The organism is Paraburkholderia sp. AV2 (genome assembly GCF_054968425.1).
In genome coordinates this window covers 37113-50965 of the sequence record NZ_JBANLK010000036.1, presented here as the reverse complement: position 1 = coordinate 50965, position 13853 = coordinate 37113, and the positions used below count along the sequence as shown (strand labels likewise).

14 protein-coding genes are annotated in these 13853 nt (G+C 63.9%); 3 read left to right on the top strand and 11 right to left on the bottom strand.

What is annotated here, in order from left to right; all coding sequences use genetic code 11:
• Positions 1-152: 152 nt before the first annotated feature.
• Complete coding sequence (locus V8683_RS22430; RefSeq protein WP_411190554.1) at positions 153-521, top strand: helix-turn-helix transcriptional regulator; 369 nt, start codon at positions 153-155, stop codon at positions 519-521.
• A 16-nt stretch (positions 522-537) separates the two neighbouring features.
• Here V8683_RS22430 and V8683_RS22425 read toward each other — a convergent pair whose 3' ends face one another.
• The 6 genes from V8683_RS22425 to guaB all read right to left on the bottom strand — a co-directional run bounded on the left by V8683_RS22425 (position 538) and on the right by guaB (position 6810).
• Positions 538-1062, bottom strand: a complete 525-nt coding sequence (locus tag V8683_RS22425; protein ID WP_411189707.1) for a helix-turn-helix transcriptional regulator — start codon at positions 1060-1062, stop codon at positions 538-540.
• Positions 1063-1066: 4 nt separating this feature from the next.
• The gene (locus V8683_RS22420) at positions 1067-1378 is read right to left on the bottom strand and encodes a hypothetical protein (protein ID WP_411189708.1); all 312 of its coding nucleotides are present in this window, start codon (positions 1376-1378) and stop codon (positions 1067-1069) included.
• Positions 1379-1399: 21 nt separating this feature from the next.
• Complete coding sequence (locus tag V8683_RS22415; RefSeq protein WP_411189709.1) at positions 1400-2656, bottom strand: tyrosine-type recombinase/integrase; 1257 nt, start codon at positions 2654-2656, stop codon at positions 1400-1402.
• A gap of 310 nt (positions 2657-2966) precedes the next feature.
• A complete protein-coding gene (gene guaA, locus V8683_RS22410; RefSeq protein WP_411189710.1) occupies positions 2967-4550 on the bottom strand; it encodes a glutamine-hydrolyzing GMP synthase in 1584 nt (527 codons plus the stop codon).
• Between the two features lie 121 nt (positions 4551-4671).
• The gene (locus V8683_RS22405) at positions 4672-5343 is read right to left on the bottom strand and encodes a hypothetical protein (RefSeq protein ID WP_411189711.1); all 672 of its coding nucleotides are present in this window, start codon (positions 5341-5343) and stop codon (positions 4672-4674) included.
• Between the two features lie 6 nt (positions 5344-5349).
• Positions 5350-6810 carry an IMP dehydrogenase gene (gene guaB / locus V8683_RS22400; RefSeq protein WP_411189712.1) on the bottom strand — a complete coding sequence of 487 codons (1461 nt, stop codon included), beginning with the start codon at positions 6808-6810 and terminating at the stop codon, positions 5350-5352.
• Between the two features lie 286 nt (positions 6811-7096).
• On the opposite strand from guaB, the gene V8683_RS22395 reads away from it, so the two are divergent.
• A complete protein-coding gene (locus tag V8683_RS22395) occupies positions 7097-8134 on the top strand; it encodes a DMT family transporter (RefSeq protein WP_411189713.1) in 1038 nt (345 codons plus the stop codon).
• 15 nt (positions 8135-8149) lie between these two features.
• Here V8683_RS22395 and V8683_RS22390 read toward each other — a convergent pair whose 3' ends face one another.
• Both V8683_RS22390 and V8683_RS22385 read right to left on the bottom strand, forming a co-directional pair.
• Complete coding sequence (locus V8683_RS22390) at positions 8150-8482, bottom strand: RnfH family protein (RefSeq protein WP_411190555.1); 333 nt, start codon at positions 8480-8482, stop codon at positions 8150-8152.
• Positions 8482-8919 (bottom strand): type II toxin-antitoxin system RatA family toxin, encoded by a 438-nt coding sequence (locus V8683_RS22385; protein WP_411189714.1) that lies wholly within the window; start codon positions 8917-8919, stop codon positions 8482-8484. The genes V8683_RS22390 and V8683_RS22385 overlap by 1 nt, the downstream gene beginning before the upstream one ends.
• A 116-nt stretch (positions 8920-9035) precedes the next feature.
• Here V8683_RS22385 and smpB point away from each other — a divergent pair, with 116 nt between their 5' ends.
• Complete coding sequence (gene smpB / locus V8683_RS22380) at positions 9036-9482, top strand: SsrA-binding protein SmpB (RefSeq protein ID WP_411189715.1); 447 nt, start codon at positions 9036-9038, stop codon at positions 9480-9482.
• Position 9483: 1 nt separating this feature from the next.
• On the opposite strand, the gene V8683_RS22375 is transcribed toward smpB, so the two are convergent.
• From V8683_RS22375 to ppsA, 3 genes are all read right to left on the bottom strand, one after another.
• Positions 9484-10425 (bottom strand): SPFH domain-containing protein, encoded by a 942-nt coding sequence (locus tag V8683_RS22375; protein WP_411189716.1) that lies wholly within the window; start codon positions 10423-10425, stop codon positions 9484-9486.
• 84 nt (positions 10426-10509) lie between these two features.
• The gene (locus V8683_RS22370) at positions 10510-10971 is read right to left on the bottom strand and encodes an NfeD family protein (RefSeq protein ID WP_411189717.1); all 462 of its coding nucleotides are present in this window, start codon (positions 10969-10971) and stop codon (positions 10510-10512) included.
• 141 nt (positions 10972-11112) lie between these two features.
• Entirely contained in the window at positions 11113-13512 is a 2400-nt protein-coding gene (ppsA, locus tag V8683_RS22365; RefSeq protein WP_411189718.1) for a phosphoenolpyruvate synthase, read from the bottom strand.
• Between the last annotated feature and the right edge of the window lie 341 nt (positions 13513-13853).

Genomic DNA, 13853 nt, shown 5'->3' with positions numbered 1-13853 from the left:
GAGAAAATTAGAGAACTTGGCGGGAAGACGATTCGAGTCAATAACTTAGCTCATGTTTCGCCCCCCCGCGCCCTGTCATTCGCTGCTCTACGCCACAGCGAGTTGTCCCGATAGGTGCCGAACCTCACCATGCCTCCATGCACAAGGTACTCATGGAGCCCGTCGTGGAAACCCTGCCCCCGCCTGCCCTCGATGCCAGCCGCCCCCTGCCACTGCCAGGGACGGAAGCCTACGAGGCGCTGCCACAGTTTCCGAAGAGCCCCCTTCCTTTCCGGCGCACCATCCGCCGGCAAGAACTGCGGCTGATCGTCCCCCTGGCTGAAACGACGATCTATGAAATGGAGCGCCGCGGCGAGTTCCCGCGTCGCTTCAACCTGACGCCGCGCTGCGTCGTGTGGGACTTGGCCGAAGTGGAAACGTGGATCGAGCAGCGCAAGCAAGCGCCTCGCGGCCGTGTCTCCAAGCCGGATGTCTATCAACGAAAAACCCGCCCTGTTCGGGCGGGTTCGAGTGAGGAATGACGCCGGGCAACGGCGCTCATCCAACCAAGGCTTGCAGTTCCTTGGACGCCGAGCGCGGCAATCGCTGGCCTTCCTTCGCCACGTTGACCTGCAAAGCCACCCGCGCCACGTCCAGCACGTCCTTGGCCAGCGCGTAGCTGCCCTTGGCCTGCAACCAGGTCAGCACGTCCGCCAAGTGCCAGATCGAGGCGCTGCCCTCATGCAACGGCGCTGGGAAGCTGCCTGGATGGGCCAGCATCAGCTTGCGCATGTTCTGCCGCGACACGCCCACGATCTCGGCCACGTCGGTCAGGCCAACCAAATCCGGCGCCACCTCGATGAGCTTGGCCGACGGCGCCGCACGGCGCACGTCCGCCAATGCGCTGCGCACGGCGGCGCCGGCGTCGGCCGCTTCGCGGGTGAACTCCAGCGCCAAGCGCCCCGGCTGCCCGATGCCGACCAAGGCATCGTCGCAGCCGGCTTCGCCCAGGCGCCCGACCAGCGCATCCGCGTCGCGGTCGTCGTCGGCGAGCTGGTACTTCAGGGTGAAGGTGTATTCCATCGCGCTACTCCTTGGCATCGCCGTCAGCCTCGCGCTGCTTGCGGTGCGTCGTGCAGTTGTCCACGACGCGCCGCAAGGCACGTGCGTGGTTGCCGGGGTTCTTCGGCGTGCTCCATACGCTGGTGATGCAGAACTCGCCGCAGCGGCATTCCTCGTCGTTGTACGGGCAATAAATCCGCCCCCAGGCGTGGCTGCCGCCGACTTCGACATGCCAGCCCTGCCCTTCGGCGTGCCTGAGAGCTTCCTCGACGACCTCTTTTTTCGGATGAGGGGAACGAGCGGTCTCCAGTATGAGGATGATCGGCAAGGTTGTCAAGTGACAACCTTGCCGCCGTTTTTAGGCTACCGCGCTCAATGCCGGCACCACCACGTTCTTCGGCAACAGCGTTGGCACGTAGGTCTGCCCGCCGCCCCAGGCATCGACGAGGTTGGCCCACTCTTGCAGCATGTGACGCCGCTGCTCGGCGTACTCAGCCTTGTTGTAGACCGAGCGCGAGGAACGGCCGTCCTCGTGCGCCAGGCACTTCTCGATCCAGTCGCGGTTGAAGCCGATTTCGTTCAACAGCGTCGAGCCGGTACGGCGCAGGTCGTGGACGGTGAACGGTTGCAGCGGCAGCCCCTTGGTCTTTGCCGCCTCCGCGATGAGTTGCGTGACCCGATTCAAGGTCGCATTGGACATGAACCGCTCGGCGTCGTAACGAGAGGGAAAAACGAACCTTGAGCCGGCCGCGCAGGTGTGCAGCGTCACGAAGATGTCGAGCGCCTGGCGCGACAGATAGACCACGTGCGGGTTGCGCCCCTTCATCCGCTGCTTCGGGATCGTCCAGGTCTTGCTCTCGAAATCGACCTCATCCCAAGTGGCTTGGATCAGTTCGCTCTTTCGCACCAGCGTCAGCAGGATCAGGCGCAGCGCGAGCTTGATGGTTGGATAAGTTGCCACCGACTCCATCTGTTGCACGAACAGTCGGATTTCCAGCGGCGACAAGGCGCGGTCCTTCGGGACGAAGGTGGCGATCGACGCCGCGCCCACGCTGTTGGCGGGGTTGTCCACCTTTTCGCCGTGGGCGATGGCGTAGACATAGACCTGCTTCACGATGTCCCGAATCTGGACCGCGGTGGCGGGCGCCCCGCGTTCCTTGACCTTGTTGCACAAGGCTCGCAGGTCTTCGGCCTGGATCTCGGTCAGCAGGCGATTCTGGAAGACCGGCAGGATGTCCCGGTCGATGATGTGCTTGCGCATGGCGCGCGTGCTATCGGCCAACCTTGCGTTGGCCAGCCAGGTGTCCATCGCCGTGCCGAAGGTCTTGATGGCGACTACCCGGCGCTTCTCGCGCTGCTTTTCGAGCGCAGGCGAGGTGCCCTTGAGCACGGCTTTGCGCGCGTCCAAGAGCAGTTCGCGCGCCATCGCCAGCGAGATGCCGCCGGGGCCGTAGCGCCCGAGCGTCAGCGTCTCGCGGCGGCCGTTGAGGCGATAGTCGTAGCGGAAGGTGACAGTGCCGCCAGGCGATACCGTCACGTACATTCCGTCCCGGTCAGAAGCCTTATAAATCTTGGACTTAGGCTTCAGATTTCGTAGTGCAGCGTCAGTAAGCATCGAGGTTTCCTCCGGCTTGTGACGGCTTTACCGTCAGGTTTTACCGTCAAGGACCTGGAGACCCGCTGATGCCCGGAAAGCCGCATAAAACAAGCATTCCCGAGAAGGCTTTTACCGTCAAAGACGGTAAAAGTCTGAATAGTGAACGAGAGCGTCTTAATCCGGCCTCGATTTTTACCGTCAGCTCTACCGCCAACTTTTTCTGCTGGCCGGCGATAGCCACCGATAGCTGCTGTGACGTATTTATTTCTAAATCAATACGTTACGTCAGTTTTTCGATAGCTGGCGATAGTCCTCGAAGGACGTAAATTCACTCCCACTCAATCGTCGCCGGCGGCTTCCCCGAAATGTCGTACACCACCCGATTGATCCCGCGCACCTCATTGATGATGCGGTTCGACACATGCCCCAGCAGTTCATGCGGCAGATGCGCCCAGTGCGCGGTCATGAAGTCCAGCGTCTGCACGGCGCGCAACGCAACAACGTACTCGTAAGTACGTCCATCGCCCATCACGCCCACGCTCTTCACCGGCAGAAACACCGCGAACGCCTGGCTCGTCAGTTCGTACCACGACTTGCCCGTTTCCTTATCGACGGTATTGCGCAGCGTCTCGATGAAGATCGCATCGGCGCGGCGCAGCAGATCGGCGAACTCGCGCTTCACTTCGCCAAGAATCCGCACGCCGAGGCCCGGGCCCGGGAACGGGTGGCGATACACCATCTCGTGCGGCAAGCCGAGCTTCACACCCAGTTCGCGGACTTCGTCCTTGAACAGCTCGCGCAGCGGCTCGAGCAGCTTGAGGTTCAACGTCTCCGGCAGGCCGCCCACGTTGTGGTGGCTCTTGATCGTGTGCGCCGCGTTCTTGCCCTTGCCCGCCGATTCGATCACGTCCGGATAGATCGTGCCCTGAGCGAGCCACCTGGCGTCGGTGAGCTTGCCCGCTTCGGCCTGGAAAACCTCCACAAATTCCGCACCGATGATCTTGCGCTTCGCTTCCGGATCGGTCACGCCCGCGAGCTTCGAAAGGAATGCTTCGCTTGCATCGACGTGGATCACCTTGACGCCCAGATTGCCCGCGAACATCGACATCACCTGCTCGGCCTCATTCAGGCGCAGCAAGCCGTGATCGACGAACACGCAGGTCAACTGGTCGCCGATCGCACGGTGCAGCAGCGCCGCCGCCACCGATGAATCGACACCGCCCGAGAGACCCAGGATGACGTGTTCGTTGCCAACCTGCTTGCGGATCGTCTCGACGGCTTCGTCGATGTAGTGGCCCATCTCCCAATCGGCCTTCGCGCCGCAGATGCCAAGCACGAAGCGCTCGAGCATGGCGCGGCCCTGCACCGTGTGCGTGACTTCGGGGTGCCATTGCAGGCCGTAGAAATGACGCGCCTCGTCGGCCATCGCCGCGATCGGGCACGATTCGGTCGAGGCCATCAGCTTGAAGCCTTCCGGCATTTCGGTGACCTTGTCGCCGTGGCTCATCCAGACCTTGAGCATGCCGTGGCCTTCCGGCGTCTGAAAGTCCTGGATGCCTTCCAGCAGGCTCGTGTGATTGCGGGCACGCACTTCGGCATAGCCGAATTCGCGCAGGTGGCCGTTGTCGACCTTGCCGCCCAGTTGCTCGGCCATCGTCTGCATGCCGTAGCAAATGCCGAGCACCGGTACGCCCAGTTCGAACACGGCTTGCGGCGCGCGCGGCGTGTCCGAGGTGGTGACCGAGTTCGGGCCACCCGAGAGAATGACGCCCTTTGGCGCGAATTCGCGAATGAAGGCGGCGTCGACGTCGTACGGATGCACTTCCGAATAGACGTGGGCTTCGCGCACGCGGCGCGCGATGAGCTGGGTGACTTGCGAACCGAAGTCGAGGATCAGGATTTTGTCGTGCATGGCAGCGGACGAGACCTAAAAAGAACGGATACGAAAAGCCACGCGTTTTTCACGCGCGGCATGAATTGATTTCAAACGCAAGGCGGCTGGGACGACCGGCTGGTTGAACGCCTCGCGCCGTTCAACCATGGAGCGGCGGCCTCGGCGCGGCGGCAGCTTCGTCGCGGGCGGCGAGACGCGCCTGGTCGGGATCGGCCGCGGCAGGCGGCTCAGCGTAGTGCGCCTGCGCCGCCGGTTCGCGCGGTACCCGCTCGGCGGCGGTGGGGACCGCCGCCGACGTCGCGCCCGCGGCGAACACCGGCTCCGCGTAGGTTGCCGGCTCCGGATGCGGCTCGCGTTTCGCCGCATTGCGCGCTTCGCGCTGCGCCACGGCAGCCTCGGTCGCCAGCGCCCTGTCGCGCCGCCGGACCGCGCCGGCAAGCCGCGCGACACTGAAACCGATCAGGATCAGCCAGACACCCACGCCACCGGCCACCAGTTGACCGAAGCCCGTGAGCCGCGGCGTATGCAGCCCGATCAGCCAGACCAGCATCAGCACGCCGGCGATCCAGTTGACGTGGCCCGCCGCCCGGCCGACCGGCGCGGTCATTGCGCCGTCGAACGCCGCGCGCGCCACGAGCCACGCGAAACCCAGCAGCACCACGCCGAACACCTGCCCGACGAGCGCCGGCTGCGGCTGCACCAGTTGCAGCGCGTCGTACAGCGAGGCCCACGGAGTCAGCAGGAACAGCACTCCAAAGCCCAGCAGCATCAACGCATCGACAATCAGGACAACACGCAGCAATGGCTTCATCGGCGATCAGTCCACGTGGTAGTTGGGGGCTTCCTTGGTGATCTGCACGTCATGCACGTGAGATTCGTGCAGGCCGGCGCCGGTGATCTGCACGAATTCCGCCTTCGTATGCAGTTCGTCGATCGTGCGGCAGCCGCAGTAGCCCATCGAAGCGCGCACGCCACCGATCAACTGGAACAGGATGGCGTTGATAGGACCCTTGTAGGCGACGCGGCCTTCGATGCCTTCCGGCACCAGCTTGTCGATATTCGCCGAGTTGTCCTGGAAGTAGCGGTCCGCAGCGCCGTCCTTCATCGCGCCGACCGAGCCCATGCCGCGGTACGACTTGTACTGGCGGCCCTGGAAGAGGAACACGTCGCCCGGCGACTCTTCGGTGCCCGCGAACATGCTGCCCATCATCACGGCGTTCGCGCCGGCTGCCAGCGCCTTCGAGACGTCGCCCGAGTAGCGCACGCCGCCGTCGGCGATGCACGGCACGCCAGTGCCCTTGAGCGCCTCCGAGACGTTGGAAATCGCGCTGATCTGCGGCACGCCCACGCCCGCCACGATACGCGTCGTGCAGATCGAGCCGGGACCGATGCCGACCTTCACGCCGTCCGCGCCGTACTCGACGAGCGCGCGCGCCGCATCGGCCGTGGCGATGTTGCCGCCGATCACCTCGACGTGCGGGAAGTTCTTCTTGACCCAGCGAACGCGCTCGAGCACGCCCTTGCTGTGGCCGTGCGCGGTATCGACGACGATCACATCCACGCCGGCCTGCACCAGCAGTTCGACGCGCTCTTCGTTGTCCGGACCGACGCCGACGGCCGCGCCCGCGCGCAGCTTGCCGTGCTCGTCCTTGCAGGCGGCCGGGTGCTCGGTCTGCTTGGTAATGTCCTTCACGGTCATCAGGCCGCGCAGTTCGAACGCGTCGTTGACGACGAGCACGCGCTCGAGGCGGTGGCTGTGCATGAGCGCCTTGGCCTCGGTGAGCGGGGTGCCTTCCTTGACGGTGACGAGGCGCTCGCGCGGCGTCATGATCGAGCGCACCGGCTCGTCCAGACGCGTTTCGAAACGCAGGTCGCGGTTCGTGACGATGCCGATCAGTTGCGCGCCTTCCACCACGGGGAAGCCGGAGATGCCATGCTGCTGCGACAGCGCGATCACGTCGCGCACCTTCATCTGCGGCGGAATCGTGATCGGATCGCGCACCACGCCCGACTCGAAACGCTTCACCTTCGCCACTTCGCGCGCCTGCTCGGCCGGCGTGAGATTTTTGTGGATGATGCCGACGCCGCCCTGCTGCGCCATCGCGATCGCGAGACGACCTTCCGTGACCGTATCCATGGCGGCCGAAACGAGCGGAATGTTCAGGGAGATATTGCGGGTCAGCCGGGTCTTCAGGCTGGTATCGCGCGGGAGAACGTCGGAAAAGGCGGGGACGAGGAGCACGTCATCGAACGTGAGTGCTTTCTGGATCAGACGCATGGCAAATCCTATAGGCGCAAAAGCAGATTATACGGGATAGCGCCCTGGAAATCATCAGTATCAACAGTAGGTTAGCGCCGATTTCAGCAAAATCGACCGGGCTCGCAGGACGGGATTCCGGCGTCGATCGATCCGCCCCTTTAACCTTCTGCGCGACCCGGCCGACTCGCGTCGGCATCCGCATTCCGCCGATGGCGAACGGGTCCTGCTGCAGGATTGAACAAGACATCGGGGCGCCGTACCGGTTAAGCTCGCGGCCAGTCAGATCGAAGCGGAGCTTTTGAACATGCAGCGTGGTGTGTTGTACGGCGTGCTCGCCGGTGCGTTATGGGGAACCGTCTTCGTGGTGCCCCGCCAACTGCCGGAATTCTCGCCGCTGCTCCTGAGCGCGGGGCGCTACGTGATGTATGGCCTCGTCTCGCTGGCCGCGCTGCTGCCGATGCTGCGCCGCGTGTGGCCGCGCATCACGCGCGCCGACCTCGTCGCGCTCGTGAAGCTCGCGCTGATGGGCAACCTGCTCTACTACCTCTTTCTCGCCACGGCGATCCATCTCGTCGGCATCGCGCCCGCCTCGCTGATCGTCGGCGTGCTGCCCGTGACGGTCACGCTGCTTGGCCGGCGCGATCACGGCGCCGTACCGCTCGCGCGCCTCGTCTGGCCGCTCGCGATGATCGCGGCCGGCATCGTCTGCATCAACGTTGACGTTTTCACGGCCGCGAGCAGCGGCAGCGCCGGCACGCTCACGAAAATCGCGGGCATTGGCTGCGCCGTGGGCGCACTCGTCTGCTGGACGTGGTTCGCCGTCGAAAATGCCCGCTACCTGCATCGCAACGCGCATTTCAGCGGCAACGAATGGTCGGTCCTGTGGGGCGTCGTGACGGGCGCGCTCGGCGGCGTACTGTGGCTCGCGATCCTCGCGCTGCCGGCCGGCATGGTCCAGGAGAGCGTCACGGCAACGCGCTGGACGACGTTCTGGCAACTGAACCTCGTGCTCGCGATCGGCGCGTCGTGGCTCGGCAACGGGCTCTGGAACGCGGCGGCGAAACGCCTGCCGCTCACGCTCTCGGGCCAGATGATCGTGTTCGAGACGCTGTTCGCCCTGCTCTATGGCTTCATCTACGATCACCGGCTGCCGCGCGTGCTCGAAATCGCGGCCATCGTGCTGCTCGTGGCCGGCGTCAGTTGGTCGGTACGCCAGCATTCGGGCGACCCGGAAGACACGGCGCACGGTGACGGCATCGTGCCGGAAGGCGACCTGCCGGGCATCGGCAGCGAGGGACCAAGCCATGGCCGCAACGAGCGTCGCAAGACCGCGGCGCAATAAAGGGGTAGCGAAGGGTCAGCGCGAGTCCTTGGGCAGCCACTTGCGCCCTTCGATCGACCCCGACTTGCGGGTCTTGTCCACGCGCCGCTGGCGCGCGGCCTTCGGATCCACGATCAGCGGCCGATAAATCTCCACGCGGTCGTGATCGGCCAGCACCGCGTCGAGCGGCTTGATCTTGCCGTAAATGCCGACCTTGAGCTTCGAGAAGTCGATTTCCGGGTGCCGTTCGAGGATCCCGCTGGCGTCGATGGCCTGCTGGACCGTCGCGCCCGGCGCCAGTTCGACGGAAACGAGCGTCTGTGCGTCGGGCAGCGCGTAGCAGACGTCGATAGAGAGCTTCGCGGCCATCATGCCTTGCCGTAGCGCTGGTCCGCGCGCTTCACGAACGAATCGACGAAAGTGTTCGCGATATGGTGGAACACCGGCCCGATGAGCTTTTCCAGAATAATGTTTGTGAACTCGTAGTGCAACGCGAACTCGATCTTGCAGGCATCCGCGCGCAGCGGCGTGAAGCGCCAGTAGCCCGTGAACTTGCGAAACGGCCCGTCGGCGAACTCCATGTCGATGCGCTCCGGGCGCTTTTGCGTGTTACGCGTGGCGAAGTGCTGCTTGATGCCCTTGAAGTGGATGTCGATCTTCGCCTCCATGCCGTTTTCGTCCTGGCGGCGGACCTCGACGCCACCGCACCACGGCAGGAAGTTGGGGTAGTCGGCCACGTCCGTGACGAGGTCGAACATCTGCTCCGCCGAATGGCGAATCAACACGGTTTTCTGGACATCCGCCATAGGGTGGCAACGCGTGGCAAAGGTGGGAATAGCGTTCGCTGGCCGGCTTTGCTGATTCGCGGGCCCGCTTTGCTAAAATTGCAATTTTAAACGAGTTGGGCCTTTTCCATTTTCCTATGAGCATCATCGACAACAGAAAAGCGTTCTTCGACTACTTCATCGAAGAGCGCCACGAGGCAGGGCTCGTGCTCGAGGGATGGGAGGTCAAGGCCCTGCGCGCGGGACGCGGCCAGATCAAGGAAGGCTACGTCGTGATCAAGGAAGGCGAGCTGTTCCTGATCGGCACGCACATCAGCCCGCTGCCCGAGGCATCGACGCACATCCATCCCGACCCGGTCCGCACGCGCAAGCTGCTCCTGCACCGCGACCAGATCGACAAGCTGATCGGCAAGGTCGAGCAGCGCGGCTATACGCTCGTGCCGCTGAACTTCCATTACAAGGACGGCCGGGTGAAGTGCGAAATCGGCCTCGCGAAGGGCAAGAAGCAGCACGACAAGCGCGAGACCGAAAAGAAACGCGACTGGGAGCGCGAAAAGGCGCGGCTGATGCGCACGCCCACCTGAGTCAGCCACCCTTCACCTGCTGCTCGCGCATGCCGCTGCGATTCACGATGGTCAGCGCCGAAGCGATCATCGTGGAGAGGTCGCCCATGTCGCCCGGCACGATCAGCGTATTGCCCTGCTTCGCGAGATTCGCGAACGCGTTGACGTACTGTTCCGCGACCTTCAGGTTGACGGCGTCCATGCCGCCCTGGGTCTGGATCGACGAACCGATCTTCTGGATCGCCTGAGCGTTGGCCTCGGCCACCGCGAGAATCGCCGCTGCCTGACCCTGCGCCTGATTGATCGCGGCCTGCTTCTCGCCCTCCGACTTCTGGATCGCCGCCTCGCGCGCGCCCGAGGCGAGATTGATCTGCTCCTGCTTGCGGCCTTCCGAAGCGGCAATCAGCGCGCGCTTCTCGCGCTCCGCGGTGATCTGCGCCTGCATGGCGTGGAGGATTTCCTTGGGCGGCGTAAGATCCTTGATCTCGTAGCGCAGCACCTTGACGCCCCAGTTCGAGGCAGCTTCGTCGAGCGACGAGACGATGCTGTGATTGATGAAATCGCGCTCCTCGAAAGTCTTGTCGAGTTCGAGCTTGCCGATCACCGAGCGCAGCGTAGTCTGCGAAAGCTGCGTGATGGCGAAGACGTAATTGCTCGACCCGTACGACGCCTTCATCGGATCGGTGACCTGGAAATACAGCACGCCGTCCACCTGTAGCTGCGTGTTGTCGCGCGTGATGCAGACCTGGCTCGGCACGTCGAGCGGAATCTCCTTGAGCACGTGCCTGTACGCCACGCGGTCCACGAACGGCAGGACGATCGAGAGCCCCGGCGTCAGCGTGGCGTGATAGCGGCCGAGCCGCTCGAGAACCCACGCGTGCTGTTGCGGCACGATCTTGATCGTCTGGGCGATCAGCACGACAGCGATCACAAACAGAATCACGCCCACGACTGGAACTTGCATGGATGGCCTCCTTTCTCTCGGGTGTATTCGATGCAGAACTCGCGCGTAGAGGCCACGGCAACGTGCCTCGTTGCGCGGAAGAACTCAGGCATGACGCGCCCCGTCGGGCGCCGCGTCGCGGTGCGCGCCGCCGATGAGGCAACTGCCGCGAACAGCCTTGATTTCGTAGAGCCGCGCATCCTCGGGCTCGCCGGGCGCCAGTTCGACGTCCCATTCGGCCCCGCGGTACATCGCGCGTGCGCGGCGGTCATGCCAGGAGGCGACGCTGAGCGATTCGCCGATGTCGAGATTCACGCCGGGATCGCGCGAGGGATCGGTGCCGCGCCGGCGGCGCCCGAAACGCGAGCGCCGCAGCGCGATCACGGCAACCAGCCCGACAACGGCGGCAATGGCCAGCTGGAAGTCGAGCGGCACGCCGAACTCCCAGGCGAGCGCCCCCGCAAGAAAGCCGAGCGCGATCATCAGCAGGTAGAACGTGCCCGTCATCAGTTCGGCGACGATCAGCACGCCCGCGCCGACCCACCAGAACAAACCATGTGGACCCACGTCAGTCTCCCAAAACAAAACACCCCGGCTTGACCGGGGTGTTATAGCACGAAGCTGACACTCTTTTCCGTGCGGCGCCTCAAGGTTGCAGGCGGCCGCGGGTGCTGCCTCCCATTCCGTCGAGGCAGCGATGCACCATGCTTATTTCGCCTGCGACTGCGCCAGCGCCTGCCACGTTTCGATGACCGTGTCCGGGTTCAGCGAGATCGAGGCGATGCCCTCTTCTGCAAGCCACTGGGCGAAGTCCGGATGATCGGACGGGCCCTGGCCGCAGATGCCGACGTACTTGTTCAGGCGGCGGCAGGTGTCGATCGCGCGCTTGAGCATGAACTTCACGGCCGGATCGCGCTCGTCGAAATCGACGGCGAGGAGCTCCATGCCCGAGTCGCGGTCGAGGCCCAGCGTGAGCTGCGTCAGGTCGTTCGAGCCGATCGAGAAGCCGTCGAAGAACTGCAGGAACTCTTCGGCGAGGATCGCGTTCGACGGCACTTCGCACATCATGATGAGGCGCAGATCGTTCACGCCGCGCTTCAGGCCGAACTTCTCCAGCAGGCCCACCACGCGTTCGGCCTGCTTCAGCGTGCGCACGAACGGCACCATGATCTCCACGTTCGCGAGACCCATGTCCTCGCGCACGCGCTTGAGCGCGAGACACTCCATCTCGAAGGCCTGCGCGAAGTCCTCGGCGATGTAACGCGATGCACCGCGGAAGCCGAGCATCGGGTTTTCTTCATCCGGCTCGTAACGCGAACCGCCGATCAGCTTCTTGTACTCGTTCGACTTGAAGTCCGAGAGACGCACAATGACAGGCTTCGGATAGAACGCCGCCGCGATTGTGGCGATACCTTCGGTCAGCTTGTCGACATAGAACGCGCGCGGCGAAGCATGCCCGCGCGCGACGCTCTCGACGGCCTTCTTCAGGTCGGCGTCGACGTTCGGGTACTCGAGAATCGCCTTCGGGTGCACGCCGATGTTGTTGTTGATGATGAACTCGAGACGCGCAAGGCCCACGCCGGCGTTCGGCAACTGCGAGAAGTCGAACGCGAGCTGCGGATTGCCGACGTTCATCATGATCTTGACCGGCACCGGCGGCAACTCGCCACGCTGGACTTCGCTGACTTCGGTTTCGAGCAGACCGTCATAGATGCGCCCTTCGTCGCCTTCCGCGCACGACACGGTCACGAGCGCGCCGTCCTTCAGCACGTCGGTCGCGTCGCCGCAGCCCACCACGGCCGGCACGCCCAGTTCGCGCGCGATGATCGCCGCGTGGCAGGTACGGCCGCCACGGTTCGTGACGATGGCCGAGGCGCGCTTCATCACCGGCTCCCAGTTCGGGTCGGTCATGTCGGCCACCAGCACGTCGCCCGGCTGCACGCGCTCCATTTCGGACGGATCGTGAATCACCTTCACGCGGCCCGCGCCGATCTTCTGGCCGATCGCACGACCGGTGGCGAGCACCTGCGACTGGCCCTTGAGCTTGAACCGCTGCTCGACCTTGCCGTGCGCCTGGCTCTTCACCGTCTCCGGACGCGCCTGGAGAATGAAGATCTTGCCGTCGCGGCCGTCCTTGCCCCACTCGATGTCCATCGGACGCTGGTAGTGCTTTTCGATGATGACCGCGTACTTCGCGAGCTCGATCACGTCTTCGTCGGTAATCGAGAAGCGGTTGCGCTGCTCATGCGTCACGTCGACCGTTTTCACGCGGCCCGGCTCGCCCGGCTGCGTGAATTCCATCTTGATGAGCTTCGAGCCGATCGAGCGGCGGATGATCGGGGCCTTGCCCTGGGCGAGCGTGGTCTTGAAAACGTAGAACTCGTCCGGATTCACCGCGCCCTGCACCACGGTCTCGCCGAGACCATAGCTCGACGTGATGAACACGGCGTCCTTGAAACCCGATTCGGTATCCAGCGTGAACATCACGCCCGCGGCGCCGCAGTCCGAACGGACCATGCGCTGCACACCGGCCGACAGCGCGACTTCGGCGTGCGTGAAGCCCTTGTGGACCCGATACGAGATGGCGCGGTCGTTGTAGAGCGACGCGAACACGTGCTTGAGGCGGTCGAGCACATCCTCGACGCCCACCACGTTCAGGTAGCTTTCCTGCTGGCCGGCGAACGAGGCGTCGGGCAGGTCTTCCGCCGTGGCCGACGAACGCACGGCGAACGAGAGCTCAGCCGGCGAACCGTTCTGGAGCGTTTCGAAGCCCTTGCGGATATCCGCTTCCAGTTGCGGCTGCAGCGGCGCGTCGACGATCCATTGACGGATCTCCTTGCCCGCTTCGGCCAGCGCCTTGACGTCGTCGACGTCGAGCGTTTCCAGACGGGCGGCGATCCGCTCGGTCAGGTTGTTGTGTTTCAGGAAGTCGCGGAAAGCGAGCGCGGTCGTGGCGAAGCCCGTGGGCACTCGCACGCCTGCCTCAGCCAGTTGGCTGATCATTTCGCCGAGCGAGGCGTTCTTGCCGCCCACGATCTCGACATCGGTCATCCGCAACTGCTCGAAAGGCACTACATACGCCTGATCCTTGGCAACGGTGTTAGTCATACAAGCCCCTAAGTGTGAAAAAAATTCACGATTGCGCAAGTGGGCTCGAACGCGGACCGTTCATTGGAAACGGCCTCGCGTCTTGCGCAACCTGTTGGAGAAGCAATCGCCAAGGGCTTCGAAGCTTGCATCCGTTGAAAGGAAAAGCACGAAGATGCGCGCGATTACGTGAAATTAGACGGAATCGCTGCAGGTTGACGCCAGAACGAGCCACGATAGGCTGCGGTTTGACGCGGTTGCACTGCAATTGCTTATCCAACAGGTTGCCGCTATTCTACCGTGCCGACTCCGGAAAATGTGCCAGCCCGCGTTAGTCGGCAGGAATCGCGTTCCCGCCTGGT

What these genes read in the sequence shown, in the direction of transcription:
- V8683_RS22430 (WP_411190554.1), top strand. Translation starts at nt 153, where the DNA reads ATGGAGCCCGTCGTGGAAACCCTGCCCCCGCCTGCCCTCGATGCCAGC.
- V8683_RS22425 (WP_411189707.1), bottom strand. Translation starts at nt 1,062, where the DNA reads ATGGAATACACCTTCACCCTGAAGTACCAGCTCGCCGACGACGACCGC.
- V8683_RS22415 (WP_411189709.1), bottom strand. Translation starts at nt 2,656, where the DNA reads ATGCTTACTGACGCTGCACTACGAAATCTGAAGCCTAAGTCCAAGATT.
- guaA (WP_411189710.1), bottom strand. Translation starts at nt 4,550, where the DNA reads ATGCACGACAAAATCCTGATCCTCGACTTCGGTTCGCAAGTCACCCAG.
- V8683_RS22405 (WP_411189711.1), bottom strand. Translation starts at nt 5,343, where the DNA reads ATGAAGCCATTGCTGCGTGTTGTCCTGATTGTCGATGCGTTGATGCTG.
- guaB (WP_411189712.1), bottom strand. Translation starts at nt 6,810, where the DNA reads ATGCGTCTGATCCAGAAAGCACTCACGTTCGATGACGTGCTCCTCGTC.
- V8683_RS22395 (WP_411189713.1), top strand. Translation starts at nt 7,097, where the DNA reads ATGCAGCGTGGTGTGTTGTACGGCGTGCTCGCCGGTGCGTTATGGGGA.
- V8683_RS22390 (WP_411190555.1), bottom strand. Translation starts at nt 8,482, where the DNA reads ATGGCCGCGAAGCTCTCTATCGACGTCTGCTACGCGCTGCCCGACGCA.
- V8683_RS22385 (WP_411189714.1), bottom strand. Translation starts at nt 8,919, where the DNA reads ATGGCGGATGTCCAGAAAACCGTGTTGATTCGCCATTCGGCGGAGCAG.
- smpB (WP_411189715.1), top strand. Translation starts at nt 9,036, where the DNA reads ATGAGCATCATCGACAACAGAAAAGCGTTCTTCGACTACTTCATCGAA.
- V8683_RS22375 (WP_411189716.1), bottom strand. Translation starts at nt 10,425, where the DNA reads ATGCAAGTTCCAGTCGTGGGCGTGATTCTGTTTGTGATCGCTGTCGTG.
- ppsA (WP_411189718.1), bottom strand. Translation starts at nt 13,512, where the DNA reads ATGACTAACACCGTTGCCAAGGATCAGGCGTATGTAGTGCCTTTCGAG.